The organism is Aeromonas sp. ASNIH1, assembly GCF_002934285.1.
Classification (GTDB): domain Bacteria; phylum Pseudomonadota; class Gammaproteobacteria; order Enterobacterales; family Aeromonadaceae; genus Aeromonas; species Aeromonas caviae.
In genome coordinates this window covers 210254-230838 of record NZ_CP026228.1, presented here as the reverse complement: position 1 = coordinate 230838, position 20585 = coordinate 210254, and the positions used below count along the sequence as shown (strand labels likewise).

The 20585-nt window shown below is 62.8% G+C and carries 23 protein-coding genes; 21 read left to right on the top strand and 2 right to left on the bottom strand.

Annotation, left to right across the window (positions count from 1 at the left end; translation table 11 throughout):
- Positions 1-255 precede the first annotated feature (255 nt).
- The 18 genes from C2U37_RS01020 (at position 256) to C2U37_RS00935 (ending at position 16609) form a co-directional block, all read left to right on the top strand.
- Positions 256-1542 carry a GGDEF domain-containing protein gene (locus C2U37_RS01020; RefSeq protein WP_043152359.1) on the top strand — a complete coding sequence of 429 codons (1287 nt, stop codon included), beginning with the start codon at positions 256-258 and terminating at the stop codon, positions 1540-1542.
- A gap of 68 nt (positions 1543-1610) precedes the next feature.
- Positions 1611-2021, top strand: a complete 411-nt coding sequence (locus tag C2U37_RS01015) for a VOC family protein (RefSeq protein ID WP_010673470.1) — start codon at positions 1611-1613, stop codon at positions 2019-2021.
- A 102-nt stretch (positions 2022-2123) separates the two neighbouring features.
- Complete coding sequence (gene phoB / locus C2U37_RS01010; RefSeq protein WP_010673471.1) at positions 2124-2813, top strand: phosphate regulon transcriptional regulator PhoB; 690 nt, start codon at positions 2124-2126, stop codon at positions 2811-2813.
- 72 nt (positions 2814-2885) lie between these two features.
- The gene (phoR, locus tag C2U37_RS01005; RefSeq protein ID WP_010673472.1) at positions 2886-4181 is read left to right on the top strand and encodes a phosphate regulon sensor histidine kinase PhoR; all 1296 of its coding nucleotides are present in this window, start codon (positions 2886-2888) and stop codon (positions 4179-4181) included.
- Between the two features lie 273 nt (positions 4182-4454).
- On the top strand, positions 4455-5429 hold the full coding sequence (locus tag C2U37_RS01000) for a PstS family phosphate ABC transporter substrate-binding protein (protein WP_010673473.1): 975 nt from the start codon (positions 4455-4457) through the stop codon (positions 5427-5429).
- A 152-nt stretch (positions 5430-5581) separates the two neighbouring features.
- Positions 5582-6397, top strand: coding sequence for a M48 family metallopeptidase (locus C2U37_RS00995; protein ID WP_102948793.1), 816 nt, complete (start codon positions 5582-5584; stop codon positions 6395-6397).
- The gene (locus C2U37_RS00990; RefSeq protein ID WP_102948792.1) at positions 6385-6891 is read left to right on the top strand and encodes a GNAT family N-acetyltransferase; all 507 of its coding nucleotides are present in this window, start codon (positions 6385-6387) and stop codon (positions 6889-6891) included. The genes C2U37_RS00995 and C2U37_RS00990 overlap by 13 nt, the downstream gene beginning before the upstream one ends.
- A gap of 109 nt (positions 6892-7000) precedes the next feature.
- Complete coding sequence (locus C2U37_RS00985; protein WP_102948791.1) at positions 7001-7903, top strand: ROK family protein; 903 nt, start codon at positions 7001-7003, stop codon at positions 7901-7903.
- A 41-nt stretch (positions 7904-7944) separates the two neighbouring features.
- Positions 7945-8670 (top strand): copper homeostasis protein CutC, encoded by a 726-nt coding sequence (locus C2U37_RS00980; RefSeq protein WP_102948790.1) that lies wholly within the window; start codon positions 7945-7947, stop codon positions 8668-8670.
- 8 nt (positions 8671-8678) lie between these two features.
- Positions 8679-8798 (top strand): copper homeostasis protein CutC, encoded by a 120-nt coding sequence (locus C2U37_RS00975; protein WP_080990052.1) that lies wholly within the window; start codon positions 8679-8681, stop codon positions 8796-8798.
- Positions 8799-8998: 200 nt separating this feature from the next.
- Positions 8999-9610, top strand: coding sequence for an FKBP-type peptidyl-prolyl cis-trans isomerase (locus C2U37_RS00970; protein ID WP_010673478.1), 612 nt, complete (start codon positions 8999-9001; stop codon positions 9608-9610).
- Between the two features lie 137 nt (positions 9611-9747).
- A complete protein-coding gene (locus C2U37_RS00965) occupies positions 9748-10629 on the top strand; it encodes an ABC transporter ATP-binding protein (protein WP_043152369.1) in 882 nt (293 codons plus the stop codon).
- A 79-nt stretch (positions 10630-10708) separates the two neighbouring features.
- Positions 10709-11722 carry an ABC transporter permease gene (locus tag C2U37_RS00960; protein WP_104451726.1) on the top strand — a complete coding sequence of 338 codons (1014 nt, stop codon included), beginning with the start codon at positions 10709-10711 and terminating at the stop codon, positions 11720-11722.
- Complete coding sequence (locus C2U37_RS00955) at positions 11707-12018, top strand: DUF2845 domain-containing protein (RefSeq protein ID WP_029313965.1); 312 nt, start codon at positions 11707-11709, stop codon at positions 12016-12018. The genes C2U37_RS00960 and C2U37_RS00955 overlap by 16 nt, the downstream gene beginning before the upstream one ends.
- A gap of 460 nt (positions 12019-12478) precedes the next feature.
- Positions 12479-13498 carry an amino acid ABC transporter substrate-binding protein gene (locus C2U37_RS00950; protein ID WP_010673482.1) on the top strand — a complete coding sequence of 340 codons (1020 nt, stop codon included), beginning with the start codon at positions 12479-12481 and terminating at the stop codon, positions 13496-13498.
- 62 nt (positions 13499-13560) lie between these two features.
- Positions 13561-14748: an amino acid ABC transporter permease gene (locus C2U37_RS00945; RefSeq protein ID WP_223924480.1), complete on the top strand. Its 1188-nt coding sequence runs from the start codon at positions 13561-13563 to the stop codon at positions 14746-14748.
- A 9-nt stretch (positions 14749-14757) separates the two neighbouring features.
- Positions 14758-15852: an amino acid ABC transporter permease gene (locus C2U37_RS00940; protein WP_102948787.1), complete on the top strand. Its 1095-nt coding sequence runs from the start codon at positions 14758-14760 to the stop codon at positions 15850-15852.
- Positions 15853-15865: 13 nt separating this feature from the next.
- On the top strand, positions 15866-16609 hold the full coding sequence (locus C2U37_RS00935; protein ID WP_010673485.1) for an amino acid ABC transporter ATP-binding protein: 744 nt from the start codon (positions 15866-15868) through the stop codon (positions 16607-16609).
- 95 nt (positions 16610-16704) lie between these two features.
- On the opposite strand, the gene C2U37_RS00930 is transcribed toward C2U37_RS00935, so the two are convergent.
- Positions 16705-16920: a DUF1107 family protein gene (locus C2U37_RS00930; RefSeq protein WP_010673486.1), complete on the bottom strand. Its 216-nt coding sequence runs from the start codon at positions 16918-16920 to the stop codon at positions 16705-16707.
- A gap of 177 nt (positions 16921-17097) precedes the next feature.
- On the opposite strand from C2U37_RS00930, the gene yfcD reads away from it, so the two are divergent.
- The 3 genes from yfcD to C2U37_RS00915 all read left to right on the top strand — a co-directional run bounded on the left by yfcD (position 17098) and on the right by C2U37_RS00915 (position 19303).
- A complete protein-coding gene (gene yfcD, locus C2U37_RS00925; RefSeq protein WP_102948786.1) occupies positions 17098-17628 on the top strand; it encodes an NUDIX hydrolase YfcD in 531 nt (176 codons plus the stop codon).
- Positions 17629-17739: 111 nt separating this feature from the next.
- The gene (locus tag C2U37_RS00920) at positions 17740-18210 is read left to right on the top strand and encodes a peroxiredoxin (RefSeq protein WP_042882470.1); all 471 of its coding nucleotides are present in this window, start codon (positions 17740-17742) and stop codon (positions 18208-18210) included.
- Between the two features lie 124 nt (positions 18211-18334).
- Positions 18335-19303, top strand: coding sequence for a calcium/sodium antiporter (locus tag C2U37_RS00915; RefSeq protein WP_010673489.1), 969 nt, complete (start codon positions 18335-18337; stop codon positions 19301-19303).
- Between the two features lie 65 nt (positions 19304-19368).
- Here C2U37_RS00915 and C2U37_RS00910 read toward each other — a convergent pair whose 3' ends face one another.
- Positions 19369-20517, bottom strand: coding sequence for a type III PLP-dependent enzyme (locus C2U37_RS00910; protein WP_104451725.1), 1149 nt, complete (start codon positions 20515-20517; stop codon positions 19369-19371).
- Between the last annotated feature and the right edge of the window lie 68 nt (positions 20518-20585).

The window sequence follows — 20585 nt, the reverse complement described above, 5'->3', positions numbered from 1 at the left end:
TTTTTCTTTATTTTTCAATGGCATGTGGTGCTCAGTGGTGAAAGGAATGATGACATCGGGAAGCCGCTTCCCCCGGAGCTGGCGTCCGCCTCTTGCGGTGCAATGCCGACAGGAATCAACCCGGCAGATGGTAGGCGACTGAGCCGACCCATGCCCCTGCGCCCATGAGGGCGCGTGTAATAACCTTGGATCTGGATCAGCACGGTGCGGAATCACAAGGTGTAGAGTAAAAGCTCTTTTTCAGGTGTGATTGCCATGACCCCATCCTATTCCCGCATGACCAATCTGTTGTTCTGGAGCCTGCTGCTCAGCAGCCTGCTGGCCATACTGGCGTTCGAGTTCGGCCCCGAGCGGCGGCTGGACATCCTGAGCCAGGCCGGCATCGCCGCCAGGGCCCAGGATGATCGCAGCCAGGGGGGCCACTCGGTCACCACGCTGATGGCCGATGGCGACAAGCCGGCCATCGACTGCCGGCTGCGTGCGGGCTACGCCTCCCCCTTCTGCGAGCTGATCCTGACCCTCTCTGCGCCGGAGCGGGGCATGGATCTCTCCCATTTCGATGGCGTGCGGGTCAAGTTGCGGGTGGAAGGGGAGGGGTCGCAGAGCTGGCGCCTCTATCTGCGCAACTATGATCCCGCCTACTCCATCGCCGGGGACGAGATCTCCCACAAGTTCAACGAGGTGCTCTTTCGCCCCGACGATTACGGCCGCATCCAGGACGTTCCCCTCAAGGTGTTCGCCCCCAGCTCCTGGTGGGTGCAGCAGTACCGGATCCCGCTGGCGCAGCAGGGCCCGGATCTGCACCATGTCTATGCCATCGAGCTTGCCACCGACGACAAGATGCAACCCGGGGACTACCGGCTGATCCTGGAGACGATGGAGTTTTATGGCCGCTGGGGCAAGCCGGGAGACTTCTACCGCCAGCTGCTGCTGGGCTGGCTGATTTACGGGATATTGCTGTTCCTGATCCAGTACCTGTGGATGGGGGATCGGCTGCGCAAGGCCCGTGAGGCGCGGCTGGCGGCGGAGGCCCTCAGCCAGAGCCTGAGCGAGCAGAACCGCCGCACCGAGGAGGAGGCCCGCTACGATCCCCTGACCGGGGCCCTCAACCGGCTCGGGGGGGAGAAGCTCTTGAGCGAGCTCGGCGAGATGCCGCTCTCCTTCATCTATATCGACATCGATCACTTCAAGGGGGTCAACGACACCCACGGCCACCCCATGGGGGACGAGGTGCTCAAGCACATGGTGAGCGAGCTGCTGCGCCATTGTGACAGCCTGTGCCGCCTGGTGCGCTGGGGCGGGGAGGAGTTCGTGCTGGTCTGTCTCCATTACGACGAGGGACGGGCCGCCGCCCTGGCGGAGCGGCTGAGAGCGGCGCTCGAGGCGTACAGAGGCTGGCCCCTCGGGCTCAGGATCACCGCCTCCTTCGGGGTGGCCGAGCGGCGCAAGGATAGCCTGGAGCAGGCGCTCAAGCGGGCCGACGAGGCGCTCTATCAGGCCAAGCAGAATGGTCGCAACCGGGTGGAGGTGGCGCCCGACTGAACCGGCGCTGGAGCCCATGGCCGGGCGGGGCTATCATGCGCCCCATCATCCATCCGAGGAGAGATGCCATGGCACAACACATTGGCGCCCTGACGCTGCTGGTGGCGGATTACGACGAGGCCATCGCCTTCTTCACCCGGGGAATGGGCTTCGAGCTATTGGAGGATACCCCCCTCGACGAGCCGGGCAAACCGGGCAAACGCTGGGTGCGGGTCGCTCCCAAGGGGGCTCCCGGTTCCGCCCTGCTGCTGGCCCGCGCGGCCAACGAGGAGCAGCGCGCCGCCATCGGTCGCCAGGGGGGCGGTCGAGTCTTCCTGTTCCTTGAGACCGACGACTTCTGGGGCGATTACGAGCGGATGCAGGCCTATGGCGTTCATTTTTGTGAACAGCCGCGCCTCGAACCTTACGGCACCGTGGTGGTGTTCGAGGACATCAGTGGCAATCGCTGGGACCTGCTGCAACTCGCTGCTGCCAACTGAATCTGAAAACGTTTATCATCCCGCCCGTCATAAAGTCATAAAAGTGTCACAGAAAGTTCTAATAATTGGCGCACCCATCTTCACAGAGGAGAGAGAAGGGATATGGCTAAGCGAATTCTGGTGGTCGAGGACGAGGCACCGATCCGCGAAATGCTCTGCTTCGTGCTTGAGCAGAAGGGATATGAAACAGTAGAAGCAGAAGATTACGCCGATGGACTGGCAAAGGTGCGCGAACCCTACCCCGAACTCATCGTGCTGGACTGGATGATGCCAGGTGGCAGTGGTATCCAGTTCCTCAAGCAGCTCAAGCAGGATGAGATGACTCGCCAGATCCCGGTGGTGATGCTGACCGCCCGGGGCGAGGAAGAGGACAAGGTGCGCGGGCTCGAGGCCGGTGCCGACGACTACATCACCAAGCCCTTCTCCCCCAAGGAGCTCACCGCCCGCCTGCACGCCGTGATGCGCCGTGTCTCTCCCACCTCGGTGGACGAGGTGATCGAGGTGCAGGGGCTAAAGCTGGATCCCGTTTCCCACCGGGTCAGTGCCGAGGAGAAGGCCCTCGACATGGGGCCGACCGAATTCAAGCTGCTGCACTTCTTCATGACCCACCCCGAGCGGGTCTACAGCCGCGAGCAGTTGCTCAACAACGTCTGGGGTACCAACGTGTATGTCGAGGACAGGACGGTGGACGTGCACATTCGCCGCCTGCGCAAGGCCATCGAAGAGACGGGGCACGACAGATTGATCCAGACGGTGCGCGGGGCCGGCTACCGCTTCTCGACCCGTCTCTAGGTCAGGGCCAGTGCCGCCAGCGCCTGCCGGCGGGCATTGGACCCGGCTCTTTGCTGTCTCTAGGAGATCTTAATGTTGCAACCTTACGCCTGGCGGCGACAGTTGTGGCGAATGGCGTTCTTCTACAGCCCCTTCGTCTTGGTAGGTTGGTTAATCGATCATCTCGTTCTCTGCCTGCTGGTGGCCACTGTGGTGCACCTGGTCTGGCACTACCGCTTCCAGAAGCGGCTGTCGGACTGGCTGTGGCACGATCGCAGCCTGGTGCCGCCCCACGGCAGCGGCAGTTGGGAGCACATCTTCAACGGCATCTACAAGTTGCAGCAGCGTCACCGGGCCCGGCGCCGGGAGCTGGCGGGCCTCATCCGCCGTTTTCGGGAAGGGGCGGAGGCGCTGCCCGATGCGGCCGTGGTGTTTCGCACCGACGGCAGCATCCTCTGGTGCAACCGGCTGGCGGAGCAACTGCTCGGCTTTCGCTGGCCCGAGGATGCCGGCCAGCACATCGGCAACCTGATCCGTCACCCCGCCTTCGTCGCCTATCTGGGCAAGGGGCAGTATGACGAGCCGTTCGAGATGCACTCCCCCATCAACGAGGAGAAGTTCCTCGAATTTCGCATCATGCCCTATGCGGAGGACCAGGCCATGCTGGTGGTGCGGGACGTGACCCGGCTGCGCAGCCTGGAGAAGACGCGCAAGCACTTCGTCTCCAACGTCTCTCACGAGCTGCGCACCCCCCTCACCGTGCTCAAGGGGTATCTGGAGATGACCGAGGAGCCGCCGCCCCCCGCCATGTGGGCCAAGGCGCACAAGGTGATGATGGAGCAGACGATCCGCATGGACAATCTGGTCAACCAGCTGCTCACCCTGTCGCGCATCGAGGCGGCGCCCACCGTGGATCTCTCCCATCTGGTGGACATGCCCGCCATGCTGGGGCTGCTGGAGCAGGAGGCGCGGGCGCTCTCCGGCGAGCGGGCCCACGAGATCGTCTTCATGGTTCAGCCCAATCTGCTGGTGCGCGGGGATCAGGATCAACTGCGCAGCGCCGTCTCCAACCTGGTCTACAACGCCATCCACTACACCCCGGCGGGGCGCAAGATCACCGTGGAGTGGCGCAAGCAGGGGAGCATGGCGCTGTTTGCGGTGCAGGATGAGGGGGAGGGGATCCCCCCCGAGCATCTGGCACGGCTCACCGAGCGGTTCTATCGGGTCGACAAGGCCCGCTCGCGCCACACCGGAGGGTCCGGGCTCGGCCTTGCCATCGTCAAGCATGCCCTGAGTCATCACGATGCCCATCTCGATATCGAGAGCCGGGTCGGTGCGGGCAGCCGCTTCAGCTTTCTCATTCCCGCCCGCATGGTGCTGGTGAAATAATATTTTGTGTCAATGTGTTAGCAAGGAGAGAAGGGCTGCATCGCAGCCCTTTTTTCATCCGGGCCACTCTCGGCCCATGTCATCAAAGTGTCATATAAATTCCATAAATTTGTCACTGCCAGGCCAGATACTGGCGCCGTCTTAAAGAACGGACCTTCTGTAACACTGGAGAAGGAGTGGTGCTGGCCCACGGATCATTGCGATCGGGTGTCAACCACGTTTAGACGTCAACCTGACGATTGCCTTCTGCAACCTTGGACTTGGAGAGATTGGATGAAACTCAACAAACTGGCTGGTGTCATCGGATTCACCGCAGCAACCCTGTTTTCTGTCAGCGCTCTGGCTGCCGGTGTGGATAAAGACCTGCCGGAATACACACCGACCAGCGGCATCTCGGGCAACCTGTCCTCTGTCGGCTCGGACACCCTGGCCAACATGATGACCCTGTGGGCCGAAGAATTTAAGCGCATGTATCCCAACGTCAACGTGCAGATCCAGGCCGCCGGTTCTTCCACCGCACCGACTGCCCTGACCGAGGGCGTCGCCCAGTTTGGCCCCATGAGCCGCGCCATGAAGGCCGGTGAAGAGGAGGCATTCGAGAAGCGCTACGGCTACAAGCCGACCGCCATCCGCGTCGCCGTCGATGCCCTGGCCGTGTTCGTCAACAAGGACAACCCCATCAAGGGGCTGACCATGTCTCAGATCGATGCCATCTTCTCCAGCACCCTCAAGTGCGGCGAAGCCAAGGCGGCCACCAAGTGGTCTGATCTGGGTCTGGACGGCAGCTGGTCCGGCAAGGATCTGCAACTGTTCGGTCGCAACTCCGTGTCCGGTACCTACGGTTACTTCAAGGAACACGCCCTGTGCAACGGTGACTTCAAGAGCGGCGTGAACGAGCAGCCGGGCTCCGCCTCCGTGGTACAGTCCGTCTCCTCCTCCCTGAACGGCATCGGCTACTCCGGTATCGGCTACGTCACCTCCGGGGTGCGCGCCGTTCCGCTCTCCAAGGATGGCAAGACCTTCATCGAGGCGAACTCCGACAACGCCATCACCGGCAAGTACCCGCTGTCGCGCTTCCTGTACGTCTACGTGAACAAGCATCCGAACAAGCCGCTCTCCCCGATGGAGCAGGAGTTTGTGAAGATGATGCTCTCCAAGGCGGGCCAGACCATCGTTGCCAAGGACGGCTATGTGCCGGTCCCGGCCAAGGTGGTTCAGGCCGACCTGAAGAAGCTGGGCATCATGTAACAGAACGAGCCCTTGCAGAAAAACGAGCCCCATGCGGGCTCGTTTTCATTGGTGCGCCCCAGGATCTTTTTGGTCGCAGGGCGCAGCGCCCGGCTTGCGCCGGGCGGCGGCATTTCCGAGAATAGGGCAACTTCACGGCAAAGGACCCTCTCATGCGCGCATCTTCCCTCTCCAGACTGGCCCTGACGGCCTTGTGCAGCGCCCTGCTGGCCGGCTGCGCCCAGTCGCCGACCGGTCGCAACCAGATGCTGCTCTTTTCCCCCCAGCAGATGAACCAGCTGGGCGCCGACTCCTTCACCCAGATGAAGCAGCAGGAGAAGGTGAGCTCGGATGCCAGGATGAATGCCTATGTGGGCTGCGTGGCCAAGGCGGTGACCGCCCAGGTGCCTGCCAGCTATGGCATCACCAGCTGGGAGGTGGTGGTGTTCGACTCCAAGGAGATCAACGCCTTCGCCCTGCCCGGCGGCAAGATAGGCGTTTACAGCGGCCTGCTGAAAGTCGCCAAGAATCAGGACCAGCTCGCCACCGTCATCGGTCACGAGCTGACCCACGTGCTGGCCCAGCACTCCAACGAGCGCCTCTCCCGGGATCAGCTGACCGGTATCGGGTTGGCGGTGGCGGACGCCGCCATCGGCAGCAGCGACAGCCTCGGGGGCGCTGCCACCATGGCCGCCCTGGGCCTCGGGGTCCAGGTGGGGATAGCCCTGCCTTATGGCAGAACCCAGGAGAGCGAGGCGGACCGGCTCGGCCTCGAGCTGATGGCCCGCGCCGGGTTCAACCCGGCCGAAGCCGTCACCCTGTGGCAGAACATGAGCGCCGCCTCCGGTGGCAAGGCACCGCCCCAGCTGCTCTCCACCCACCCCAGCGACCAGAGCCGGATCGCCAACCTGCAGGCCCAGCAGGCCGAAGTGCAGCCCCTGTACCAGCAGGCGAAAGCATCAGGGCTGGTTCCCCAGTGCAAGGCGTAAGCCTGCGCCTGGCGCGTCCCACCGATGCCGCCGCCATGACGGTGATGCAGCGGGCGAGCTGGCTGGCGGCCTACGGGGAGGTGCTGGGGGCCGACATGCTGGCCCAGCTGGCGGTGACCGACCACCTGCAGATCTGGCGACATCGGCTCGCCGAGCCTGGCCCCGTTCCCATGCTGGTCTGTCAGGACGACGTGGTCATCGGCCTGCTCTACTGGCAACCCTCTTTGGAGGAAGGCTTGATGACGGCGCGGATCCGGGCGCTCTACCTTCATCCCGATCATTGGCGTCAGGGTCATGGCAAACGGCTGTGGCAGGCGGTGGCGGTGCAGATGCGCCGGGCCGGTTGCGAGTGCGTCAGGCTCTGGCTGCTGGATGGCAATCACATCGGCGAGGGATTCTACCTGCGCCGCGGCTTCATGTTCGACGGTCAGGAGCGCACCCTGATGAGTCTCGGACAACCTTGCCAACAACGACAAATGTTCCGTCTGCTTTGAGCTGGCTCCCGTTTTTCGCCCTCGGTCACTTTATTTTTTTTGCGAATTAATACAATGTGCCCCATCTGGACAGACTGAGGTGGCCGGGTCCACCGCAAGGGAGTGTGGCATGTACTACGGATTTGACATTGGAGGCACCAAGATAGCGTTCGCTGTGTATGACGGCGTCTTGAATCTCTGTCACGAGGAGCGCATGAGCACTCCCGGCAATGATTACGAAGGGTTGCAGCAGCTGATCCGCGAGCGGGTCGAGGCGGCGGATGCGCGCTTCGGGGTGAAAGGGGCCGTCGGCATCGGGTTTCCGGGGATCCTCAATCGCCTCGACGGGAGCATAGTGGCGGCCAACCTGCCCGCCATCCATGGCCGCCATCTGGGGGCGGATCTGGCCGAACTGCTGGGCCGACCGGTCAAGGTCGACAATGACGCCAACTGTTTCCTCTTGTCGGAAGTGCATCAGGGGGCCGCAGACGGTGCTGGCAGCGCCCTCGGCGTCACCATAGGCACCGGCATCGGCGGCGCCGTCTACCTGGCGGGCAAGCTCATCCAGGGGCGCAACTGGCTGGCGGGGGAGATAGGTCACTACCCGCTGCCCGCCACCATCCTGATGAAATACCCGGATTTGCCCCGTCCCCGCTGTGGCTGCGGGCGCCTGGTCTGTTTCGAAACCTATGCGTCGGGCACGGGCCTGGAGCGGCTATACCACCATGTTCATGGGGAACGGGTGAGCGGCCACCAGATTGTCGCCCGTGCCGATGCCCGTGAGGCGGCGGCCCTCTCGACCATCGACTGCTGGCTCGAGATCATCGCTGCTGGCCTCGCCACCGCCATCTCGGTGATTGATCCCGATGTGGTGGTGCTGGGGGGCGGCCTGAGCGCCCTGCCAGCCCTCTATGAGGAGCTGCCCAAACGTCTGCCCGGTCACCTGCTGCCCGGTGTCGCCCTGCCGGCGATCCGCGAGGCCCGATTCGGTGGTGCCGGCGGTGTGCGCGGTGCAGCCCTGCTCAATCTGTGAGATCGGACAGAGGGTCTGATCTCCCCGAACAAGGAGTCATCATGACCCGTCTTGAAATCTGTATCGACAACCTCGAATCCCTGTTCACCGCCCAGGCGGCCGGCGCCGATCGCATCGAGCTCTGCTCTGCGCTGGGGCTGGGCGGTCTCACTCCCTCCTATGGTTTCATGCAGCAGGTGGCGCGCCACGCCACCATCCCCGTCTACGCCATGATCCGTCCACGCGCCGGAGATTTTTGCTTCAACGACGGCGAGTTCGAGATGATGCTCTTGGATATCGCCGCCGCTCGTGCTGCGGGCCTGCAAGGGGTGGTGGTCGGTCTGCTGGATGAAGATGGACGGGTACCCGAAGGCAAGCTCCGGCAACTGGTCGAGGCGGCGGGGCCGCTCGGCGTCACCTTCCACCGGGCCATCGATCTCTCCTCCGACTGGCGGCTGGATCTCGAGACGATCGTCGCGGCGGGTTGCGAGCGCATTCTGAGCTCCGGCCATGCGCCGACCGCGCTGGCGGGGCTCGAAACCCTGCAGGCCATGCACCAGGCGCTGGCGGGACGGGCCAGCCTGATGCCGGGAGCCGGGGTCAACGCCGACAACGTGCGCACCATCATCGAATTCACCGGCGTCAATGAAGTGCACATGTCCGGCATGGGCTGGCGCGGCGGCATGGTGCCCCATGGTGTGAACATGGGCACCTCGGACGACGGCCGGGTCAACATCACCGACGGCACCAAGGTCGCGGCGGTGCGGGCACTGCTGGACAAGGCCTGATACAGACCGTGCGGCGCCATGGTGCCTCTCTCTGTGACGTCAACATGGGCACCTCGGACGACGGCCGGGTCAATATCACCGACGGCGCCAAGGTCGCGGCGGTGCGGGCACTGCTGGACAGGGCCTGATACGGCTTGAATGTGAGCAAGGGTGATGGTGCTGTTTTTTTCCTCCCTTCTCCTCTATGCGGGAGAAGGGGCGGGGATGAGGGGGCCGATGTGAGGCGTCTCCCACCGGCGGGCAATTGAGGGGCGTCTTGGCAGCACGGTGCGAAAAAGTCTGTTATCATCCCGTCTCTTTTACCATCAGGACCCGGAGCAACCTCTCAATGTCCCAATACGACTCTATCGAACAGAAGGCCAGCTACGGCATCGGCCGTAACATGGGCGACCAACTGGCTCAGCAAGCCTTCGCCGGTCTGGATATCCCGGCCCTGCAACAAGGTCTGGCAGATGCCCTGAACGGCCTGGAGTTCGCGGTCAGCCGTGACGATATCAACGATGCCTTCCAGGTGATCACCGCCCGCATGCAGGAAGAGCAGGAAGCTGCCGCCAAGGCCGCTGCCGCCGAAGGCGAAGCCTTCCTGGCCGACAACGCCAAGCGCGCCGAAGTGAAGACCACCGACTCCGGTCTGCAATATGAAGTCATGGTCGAAGGCAATGGCGCCGTGCCGGTTGCCGGTCAGTCCGTGCGCGTGCACTACCACGGTACCTTCACCCACGGTGGCGTGTTCGACAGCTCTGTTGCTCGCGGCCAACCGGCCGAGTTCCCGGTGACCGGCGTGATCGCCGGTTGGGTGGAAGCGCTGCAGATGATGCCGGTTGGCTCCAAGTGGAAGCTCTACATTCCGCAGGATCTGGCCTACGGTGCCCGTGGTGCCGGCTCCATCCCGCCGTACTCCGCTCTGGTATTCGAAGTGGAGCTGCTGGACATCCTGTGATCCGGCTGGCGTGATGCAAACGGCGACCCTGAGGTCGCCGTTTGTTTTTGGACCGCCCAAACGGGCCATGTGCCTTCGGCGGGGATTTGGATATAGTCAGAGCGTCGTCCATTCCGGCCATGTGAGGGAGACACGCCATGGCAGCCATCATCGAGGTCGTCGATCTCGTCAAGCACTTCCCCGGCGTCAAGGCGGTGGACGGGCTCAGTTTTGCCATTCCCGCCGGCAGCTGCTTCGGCCTGCTCGGCCCGAACGGGGCGGGCAAGACCACGACCATAGAAATGCTGGAGGGGATCCTCACCCCGGACAGCGGCCAGATCCTGTTTCACGGCGCCCCGCGCGGCCCGGATTATCGCTCCCGCATCGGCATCCAGTTCCAGCACACGGCGCTGCAGGATTTCCTGACGGTGCGCGATACCCTGCGCCTGTTCGCCAGCCTCTACCCCAATCCCTTGCCACGGGAGCTGCTCATCGATCTGTGCGCCCTGGGCGAGTTCATCGACAGGGACAGTCGCAAGCTCTCGGGGGGCCAGCGTCAGCGCCTGCTGCTGGCTCTGGCCCTGCTCGGGGATCCCGAACTGCTGTTTCTGGATGAGCCCACCACAGGACTGGATCCCCAGGCGCGCCACCACTTCTGGCAGCGAATAGAGGCGATCAAGGCCCAGGGCAAGACGGTGGTGCTCACCACCCACTACATGGACGAAGCGCAGCAGCTGTGCGATCTGATTGCCATCGTCGATCACGGTCACCTGCTCAGTCTGGACACGCCGGCCGCCTTGCTGGCGCAACACTTTGATGGCGTGCTGGTGCGTCTTGGGGGCCACCCGGCCCTGGCTGGGCTCGGCTATCCCCTGCGTCCGGTTGGCGATCAGGTGGAGCTCTGTTGCCCCGACGTGGCGACCCTGCTGCCAGCCTTGCTGGATCTTGGTGTGCCGCTCACCGGCATGCAGGTGCGCTCCCCCAATCTGGAGGATCTCTTCCTGAACCTGACCGGCCACAGCCTGCGGAGCGGCGCATGAGAGGGATGACCGAGTTCTGTCTGACCGTGGCCTCCGGGCTGTGGTACGCCTTGCCGACATGCAATCCCGGGAGTGGACGATGAAGGGATCCCTCAAGCGCATCGGGGCGCTCTTCTATGCCCGTACCCTCGAGTTCGTACGCGATCGCGCGGCCCTGGTGTGGAACCTGCTTTTCCCGCTCCTGCTGGTCATCGGCTTCTCCCTCATCTTCTCCGGCCCGCCCAAACCGCTGGTGCAGATCGGGGTGGTGGGGGAACTGCCCGCAACCTATGCCCCGCTGCGCGCCGTGCCACTGCTCAAGATCATCCCCTATGACGAGGCGTCGAGAGGCCAGCTCAAGGTCCGTCACCATCAGCTGGACCTGCTGCTTTCACCCGCCGGGGGGCGTTACTGGATAAACCCGGACGCCCCTCAGGGGGCCATGGCCGAGTATCTGCTGCGCCAGGCGGTGCAGGTGCCCTTGCAAAGAGAGACCCTGAGCGGGCGCGCCATCCGCTACGGCGACTGGCTGCTGCCCGGGGTGATCGGCATGAACCTGATGTTCTCCGGCCTGTTCGGGGTCGGGTTTGTCATCGTGCGTTATCGCAAGAACGGGGTGCTGAAACGGCTGCGAGCCACGCCGCTCGGCGCGCTGGAGTTTCTCTTCGCCCAGTTGCTGTCACGGGTGCTGATCACCCTGGTGGTGAGCCTGCTGGTCTTCTGCGCGGCCTACTGGCTGCTGGATGTGCCCCTCATCGGGTCGGGGTGGCTGCTGCTGGTGATCGCTCTGGCGGGAGGAACGGCGATGGCCTCCCTTGGCCTGCTCATCGCCGCTCGCCTGCAGAACGAGGAGCTGGCGAGCGGTTTGCTCAATCTCATTAGCTTGCCCATGATGTTTTTATCCGGTGTCTGGTTCTCGCTGGAAGGCGCGCCCGCCTGGCTGCAGCAGCTTGCGGCCAGGCTGCCCCTCAGCCAGATCATCGAAGCAGCCCGCGCCGTGATGCTGGAAGGGGCGGGATGGCAGGAGGTGGCAGGCCCTCTGGGTCAGGTCATGGTGTTCGCCCTGGTGTGCATCTCGCTGGGCGCCATGCTGTTCAAATGGAGTGCAAAATGAAACCTGTTCTGTGGTTGTTGCTGGTGGCGGCCTTGCCTGTGCAGGCAGGTACCCTGCGTTGCAAGAACGCTTTGCTGACCGAGGGAGACACCACGGCAGAGCTGCTGGTTCGCTGCGGCCAACCGATGCTCAAGGAAGATCTCACCCGCTTCGAGGAGAACGGCTTCGGGGCGAGAGTGACGGTCAAGTATGCCGAACGCTGGACCTACAACTTCGGCAAGCGGGAATTCATGCAGTTTGTCACCGTCGAAAACGGCGTCATCACCGACATTGCGGATGGTCCACGGGGAGGATGACCTCCTGGTTTTCTGAAGCCCAGCCTGCGGGAGATGAGGTCGCCATTTCCCCGCCTTTTACCTCTTTTTCTGTTTCTTTTCCCTGCCTGTTATCGCCATTTTTCCATATGGGGTCATGCTGCCTCACTCTGGTGCTTTTGGCATAAAACCGAATCTGATGAGTCAGTTGTCAGCAGAAATGGCTGCCCCAATGCGGTGCAGCCGATTTATTTTCGAAAAATAATCCTCATGCCATGAAGGGTTTTAAGCAGCAGGCTATTTGGCAAATAAGGGTCTACTTTTGATTCTGAGAGTGCATATTCCCCCGTTTAGATATTTTGTTCTGTTGCACCATGGTTGGGCCGGATTGCACCGATTGACAGGTTTTTCTGCGGCTGGATAAGCTGCCAAAAAGCAGGGAAACGATGGCATCTCGCTAGATTTTGATGCCTGTTCGAATCAAACCACAGGGAAGAGTGACATGAAGCAGATACACAAGGCAGGTATGGTGATGGCGCTGTCGCTGATGGCAGCCAATGCGTGGGCGGACGGTACGCTGGATGCCGTCAAGAAGAAGGGATTCGTGCAGTGCGGGGTCGGTGACGGCCTGCCCGGGTTCTCCAACCCGGATGCCAAGGGAACCTGGACCGGGCTCGACGTGGACGTGTGCCGCGCCGTGGCCGCCGCGGTACTGGGGGACGCCAGCAAGGTCAAGTATGTCTCCCTCACCGCCAAGGAGCGCTTTACCGCCCTGCAGTCCGGGGAAGTGGATCTGCTCTCGCGCAATACCACCTGGACCCTGACCCGGGATGGGTCGCTGGGCCTCACGTTCGCCGGGGTGAACTACTACGACGGGCAGGGGTTCCTGGTCAAGCAGTCCCTCGGGGTCAAGAGCGCCAAGGAGCTTGACGGTGCCGCCGTCTGTATCCAGTCCGGTACCACCACCGAGCTCAACCTGGCTGACTATTTCCGCGCCAATGGCGGCATGAAGTACACCCCAGTGGTGTTCGATACCTCGGATCAGACCGTCAAGGGCTTCGAAGCCGGCCGCTGTGACGTGCTGACTTCGGATCAGTCCCAGCTCTATGCCCTCAAGATCAAGCTCACCAAGCCAGAGGAAGCCGTGGTGCTGCCGGAGGTCATCTCCAAGGAGCCGCTGGGCCCAGCCGTGCGTCAGGGTGACGATCAGTGGTTCAAGGTGGTGCGCTGGAGCCTCAACGCCATGCTCAATGCCGAGGAGGCCGGGGTTACCAGTGCCAACGTGGACGAGATGCTCAAGTCCACCAATCCTGACATCCGTCGCCTGCTGGGGCTGGAAGAGCCCAAAGGGACTGTGCTGGGGCTGGATGACAAATGGGCCTACAACATCGTCAAACAGGTCGGCAACTACGGTGAATCCTTCGATCGCAACGTCGGTGCCGGCTCCCCCCTCAAGATTGATCGCGGCATCAATGCCCTCTGGAACAAGGGCGGTCTGATGTACGCGCCACCCATCCGCTGAGTCGACAGTCACCGGGGGGCCTGGCCCCCCATGTTTTCCCTGGCTTTGTCGGAGTCATCCTCATGGCATTACACGCATCAAACCATAGGAAAGAACAGGGCCGCTGGTGGTATGACGCCAAGGTGCGGGCGCTGCTCTTCCAGTGCCTGGCCATCGCGGCGGTTATCGGGTTCCTGTTCTACATCGTCAACAATGCCCTGACCAATCTGGCCACCCGTGGTATCACTACAGGCTTTGATTTTCTGGGCAACACGGCCGGTTTCGGCATCTTGCAGAGCCTCATCCCCTACGACGAGACCTACACCTTCGGTCGCACCTTCGTGGTGGGCTTGCTCAACACCCTGCTGGTCTCCGTGCTCGGCATCCTGTTTGCCACCCTGCTCGGGTTCGCACTCGGGGTCGCGCGCCTGTCGCGCAACTGGCTGGTGGCCAAGATAGCGGCCGTCTACATAGAGACGTTTCGCAACATCCCGCTGCTGCTGCAGATCTTCTTCTGGTACTTCTCGGTGCTGCGTACCCTGCCTTCCCCGCGTCAGAGCGTGGATATAGGCGGGCTCGCCTTCCTCAACGTGCGGGGCTTCTATCTGCCCAAGCCCCTGTTCGAAGAGGGATTCGGCTACGTGCTCTGGGCACTGGTGCTCGCGGTGCTGCTGAGCTGGGGGCTGGGCCGCTGGGCTCGCCGCCGTCAGGCCCTGACCGGCAGGATCTTCCCGTTCTGGCGCTGTGTGGCCGCCCTGGTCATGCTGCTCCCGGGGATCACCTTCCTGCTGGCGGGCAGCCCGCTCAGCTGGAGCTTGCCTGCGCTGCAAGGGTTCAACTTCCGGGGGGGGCTGACGGTGCTGCCGGAGCTCGCGGCCCTCTTGCTGGCGCTCACCATCTATACGGCGGCCTTCATCGCCGAGATAGTGCGATCCGGCATCCTGGCCATCAGCAAGGGGCAGACGGAGGCGGCCTCCGCCCTCGGGCTCTCGCCCACCAAGACGCTGCGGCTGGTGATCATTCCCCAGGCCATGCGGGTCATCATTCCTCCCTTGACCAGCCAGTATCTGAACCTCACCAAGAACTCCTCCCTGGCGACCGCCATCGGCTACCCGGATCTGGTCTCGGTGTTCATGGGGACGACTCTCAACCAGACAGGGCAGGCCATCGAGGTCATCGCCATGACCATGGGGGTCTATCTCGTCATCAGTATCACCACCTCGGTGCTGATGAACATCTACAACCGCAGAATGACGCTGGTTGAGCGCTAGGGAGCTGTCATGTTCGTGAATGAATTGCAGGAGGCGCTGCCGCCTCCCAACCACCGTCGGGGGCCGCTCGCCTGGATCAGGCAGAACCTTTTCCCCAACTGGTGGAACGGCCTGATGACCCTGGTGCTGGCCTATCTGTTGCTGCCACTCATCTGGTCTGCACTGGACTGGGCGCTGTTCTCGGCCACCTGGCAGGGGAGCAGCCGCGAGGCCTGCGTCCAGGGCGGTGCCTGCTGGATCTTCATCGAGAGCCGGCTGGGGCAGTATCTCTATGGCTTCTACCCGGCTGATCAGTACTGGCGCATCAACCTGACCTTCGCCGGTCTGGCGGCGCTGCTGGCCCTGCTCATCTGGCCAAAGACCCCGCGCAAGGGGTGGCTGGCGCTCTTCACCCTGCTGGTGTTCCCTGTCATCGCCTTCTTCCTCATCCATGGGGGAGCGGGGCTGGAGGTGGTGGAAACGAACCGCTGGGGCGGGCTGATGCTCACCCTGGTGCTGGCGGTGGTGGGCATAGTGGTCGCACTGCCGTTCGGCATCCTGCTGGCACTGGGGCGTCGCTCCCACATGCCGGTCATCTCCAGCCTCTGTACCGTCTATATCGAGTTCTGGCGGGCGGTGCCGCTCATTACTGTGCTCTTCATGGCGTCCGTCATGCTGCCACTGTTCATGAGTACCGAGGTGGAGCTCGACAAGCTGCTGCGGGCGCTCATCGGCATCATCCTGTTCCAGGCGGCCTACGTGGCCGAGGTGGTGAGAGGGGGGCTGCAGGCGATCCCCAAGGGGCAATATGAGGCGGGGGATGCCCTGGGGCTCTCCTACTGGAAGGTGATGGGCCTCATCATCATGCCCCAGGCCCTCAAGATCACCATTCCTTCCCTGGTGAACACCTTTATTTCCCTGTTCAAGGACACCAGCCTGGTGCTGATCATCGGGCTGTTCGATCTGCTGGCCATCTCCAAGGTGGCCCTGGCGGATCCGGCCTGGCTGGGGTATTCCACCGAAGCTTATGTCTTTATCGCCATGATCTTCTGGATGTTCTGTTTTGGCATGTCCCGCTACTCCATCTATCTGGAGCGCAAACTCAACACGGGCCACAAGCATTAGGAGTCGTTCTGATATGAAAACGGACGCAGTTGTCGAACTGAAAGAGGTCAACAAGTGGTACGGTGAGTTTCACGTGCTGCGCAACATCAACCTGCAGGTGGGCAGAGGGGAGAAGATCGTCATCTGCGGACCATCGGGGTCGGGCAAGTCCACCATGATCCGCTGCATCAACCGGCTGGAAGAGCACCAGAGCGGGGACATCCTGGTCAAGGGCACGGCCCTGACCTCGGATCTCAAGAACATCGAGACGGTGCGCCGGGAGGTGGGCATGGTGTTCCAGCATTTCAACCTCTTCCCCCATCTGACCGTGCTGGAGAACTGTTGCCTTGCGCCCATCTGGGTCAAGCAGTTGCCGCGCAAGGAGGCCGAGGAGATCGCCATGAACTTCCTGCGCCGGGTGCGGATCCCCGAACAGGCGCTCAAGTATCCGGGGCAGCTCTCCGGTGGCCAGCAGCAGCGGGTCGCCATCGCCCGCAGTCTGTGCATGAATCCCCAGGTGATGCTGTTTGACGAGCCAACCTCGGCGCTGGATCCCGAGATGGTGCGGGAGGTGCTGGATGTGATGGTGGAGCTGGCCCACGAGGGGATGACCATGCTCTGTGTCACCCACGAGATGGGGTTTGCCAAGCAGGTGGCGGACAGGGTGATCTTCATGGACCGGGGGCAAATCATCGAAGAGAACGTGCCGGATCAGTTCTTTGACAACCCCCAGTCCGATCGGACCAAGCTCTTCCTCTCCCAGATCCTGCAGCACTGAGGCAGGGCACAACCTTCAGAAAAACAGCCCGCACGCTCGAATGAGCGGCGGGCAAATGTGTACATGGAAGTCGACGACAGACAGAAAGGAGTATGTCAGCCCGGCAACAGGGTGGTGGTGCGCAGATCGCGCACGGCCAAGTTGATCTGCCGGGCCAGGCTCAGCGCCTGATGACAGCTCAACGGCTTCACATCGATGATCCCCCCTTGAAACTCAAACCGCCCCAGTGCTTCAACCATGAAACTTCCATGATGGAAGCTCTTGATATAGCGAGCAATTCGACGGGGAGACCACTGCTTGAACACCTTCATGGCAAGAGACCCTGTTGTTTGGACAGGGCACACTATGCCGACGGACCGTGACACTGATGTGACACTTGATAAAGATTTGTATGAATCTGTCTTGTGATCGGCTGGCGTGCAGCTCCGGCGTTGAAAAAGTAGTGAGAGTCCGGGTCCGGGGCCCGATATACTGCGGCCATTGCAGACATGACAAAGGTGCCGCACGTGGAGTGGGTGGACATAGTAGACGAGCAGGACAGGGTGATCGGGGTGGCCGAGCGCGCCAGGGTGCGTCAGGAAAACCTGCGTCATCGTGCCAGCTACATCCTGGTGCTGGATGAGGGTGAGCGCATCCTGGTGCAGCGGCGCACCCCGAGCAAGGATTTTTGCCCCGGCATGCTGGATGCCTGCGCCGGTGGCGTGGTGACCACGGGGGAGGCCATGGCCCTTTCCGCCCGGCGGGAGCTGGCCGAGGAGCTGGGGATCCGCGACGTGCCCCTGCAGGATTACGGCACCTTCTATGCCGAAGGGGAGGCGAGCGGCAGCCGCTACCGGGTCTGGGGCGGCCTGTTCAGCTGTCACTATCAGGGGCCGCTGCAACTGCAGGCCGAAGAGGTGAGCGAGGTGCACTGGATGAGCCTGGGCGAGATAGCCGATCGGGCGGACGAGTTCACGCCTGACTCCCTGCTCGCCATCGCCACCTGGCAGGCAAGGCGCCTGCCATCAGGCCAGAAATAGGGGCGACAGGCGTTTGTCCCCGATCGCGTTGTTGCTGCTCGATGGACCCCTTCGCCTTCTGGTGGAATGGGGTAGACTGGGCCTCTTTGAACCACAGAAGGATGCGTCATCATGATCACGGTCGGTCAATCCCTGCCCGCAGGGGAATTTACCTTTATCACCGCCGAGGGCAAGCAGGTGAAGGATACCCAGGCCCTGTTTGCCGACAAGCGGGTGGTGCTCTTTGCGGTGCCCGGCGCCTTCACCCCCACCTGCTCCAACGCCCACCTGCCGGGCTACGTGGTGCTGGCCGATCAGTTCAGGGCCAAGGGGGTGGAACTGTGCTGTCTGTCGGTCAACGACGCCTTCGTGATGAAGGCGTGGCAGGAGGCCCAGAACGCCGCTGACATCACCATGCTGGCGGACGGCGACGGCAGCTGGACCCGGGCACTGGGTCTGGCCAAGGAGACCGGGGCCTTCGGCGGCGTGCGGGCCCAGCGTTTTGCCCTCATCGCCAACGATGGTGTGGTGGAGCGGCTCTTCGTTGAGGCGCCAGGCAAGTTCGAGGTGTCGGATGCCCAGAGCCTGCTGGCGGCGCTGTGAAAGATTAATCGGTGTTTGATTACACCTTGAAATAGCAAGCGGCCCCGTTACACTGAGGCCGCGTTTGGATGGAGCCAGGCAACTTGCCTGGCTCTCGTGTTTGCCGTGGATGAGATAGAACAATATGACCCTGGCTTTTGTTGCCCTGATTGCCGGACTGGCGTTGCTGGTCTGGAGTGCCGACAAGTTCGTGGACGGCGCCGCCGCCACCGCCCGTTACGCCGGTATGCCGCCGCTGCTGATCGGCATGGTGATCATCGGTTTTGGTACCTCGGCCCCCGAGATGGTGGTCTCCGCGCTGGCGGCCTCCCAGGGCAATCCCGGGCTCGCGCTCGGCAATGCCTATGGTTCCAACATCACCAATATTGCCCTGATCCTGGGTCTGACCGCCCTGATCAGCCCCATCGCCGTCGCCTCCCAGGTGGTGCGCAAGGAGATCCCCATCCTGCTCGGCATCACCCTGCTCTCCGGCGCCCTGCTCATCGATGGCAATCTGGGCCGGATGGATGCCGCCATTCTGGGGGCCGTGTTCGCAGTGCTGATGGGCTGGTCCATCTGGGCCGGCATGAACGGCAAGGGGGATGCGCTGGATACAGATACCGAGGAGGACATCGTCTCCGAGGGCATGTCTCTCAAGAGCGCCATCCTCTGGCTCATCGTCGGCCTGGTGCTGCTGATCGGGGCTTCCCGTCTGCTGGTGTGGGGGGCGGTGACCATCGCCCAGGGTTTTGGCATCAGCGATCTGGTGATTGGCCTGACCATAGTCGCGGTGGGGACCTCCTTGCCGGAGCTGGCATCGTCCCTCATCGCCATCCGCAAGAACGAGCACGATCTGGCCCTTGGCAACGTGCTGGGTTCCAACCTGTTCAACACCCTGGCCGTGGTGGGCATCGCCGCCGGCATCCACCCGCTCGAGGTGGCGCCCGAAGTGCTTTCCCGCGACTGGAGCATCATGATGGGGCTGACCCTGTTGCTGCTGGTGATGTGTCTGGGCCGCAAGGGGCAGGGGCGCATCAACCGGCTGGAGGGGGGCGTGCTGCTCGCCTGCTTCGTCGCCTACACCGGCTGGCTGCTGACCAGCCAGTTCATCTAGTCTGGTGATGAAATGAAAGAGGGGACGCCGCGGCGTCCCCTCTTTTTTGTGCGCGGGTCCTGGTCTCAGGCCACGGCAACCAGCTTCTGCCTCTGGGCGCTGTCCAGGATCAGGATGCTCGCCTTGGGGAAGAAGTTGAAGGTGGACGCGGAGGCCCAGGTGTAGGCCCCCATCACCCGACCCACCACCAGCTCGCCGATCTCGAGATCCGGCAGCATGATGCTGTCGCGGATGACGTCCACGCTGTCGCAGGTGGGGCCGGAGAGCACCGCATTGTGCAGTTCGCCGTGGGCATAGGGCGTGCTCACCGGGTAGGTGACGTGGTCGTAGAGCTGGCCGTTGTAGCTGCCGTAGAGACCGTCATCCAGGTAGTACCAGATCTTGTCGCCGCGGTGGGCCTTGCCCATCACGCTGGCGACCGAGGTCATGGCCGGCGCGCTGATGAAGCGGCCCGGCTCGGCAATCTTCTGCACCGTGGCGGGCAGCTTGGCCAGGGCCTCGCGGATCGGGGCGCAGAAACCGTCGATGTCGAACTCGCCGCCGTCATAGTCCACCGGGAAGCCGCCGCCGATATCCAGCACCCAGGGCTTGAGTCCGAGCTCCCAGGCCTGCTCCATGATCTCGCGGCAGGCGTCGATGGCCTGCACGTGGCGACGGGCGTGGGGTACCTGGGAGCCGACGTGGAACGACAGCCCCATCACCTTGATCCCCTTGGCCTGGGCCAGTTGCAGCAACGGCAGTGCCTGCTCCGGGGTGCAGCCGAACTTCTTGGAGAGATCGACCTTGGTCTCGGGGTTGGGGAAGCTGACCCGTAGCAGCAGTTTCACTTCATCCTTGTAGGGCAGGAACTTTTCCAGCTCCAGCGGGTTGTCATAGACAAACACGGTACAGCCGAATTCCAGGGCATAACGGATGTCGCTGTCACGCTTGATGGGATGGGTATGGATGCAGCGCCCCGGGCGAACCCCTTGGCTGCGCACCAGATCCACTTCGCCATTGGTGGCCAGATCGAAACAGGCCCCCTCTTCCTTCAAGACAGAGACCACCGCCTCGTGGGGCAGGGGCTTGAGTGCATAATGCAAGCGCACATCGGGCAGGGCGGCCGCCAGGGCCCGATACTGTTTGCGGACGGCTGCCTTGTCGAGCAGCAGCAGGGGGGAGCCGAATTGTTCAACCAACTGACGGTAATCTTGTGCGACCAGGGTCTCGTTCATTCTCTTTTGATAGTCCTTAGGGGGCGTGATATGCCCAAGCCATATGCGATTGAACCGGCGACGGCCGG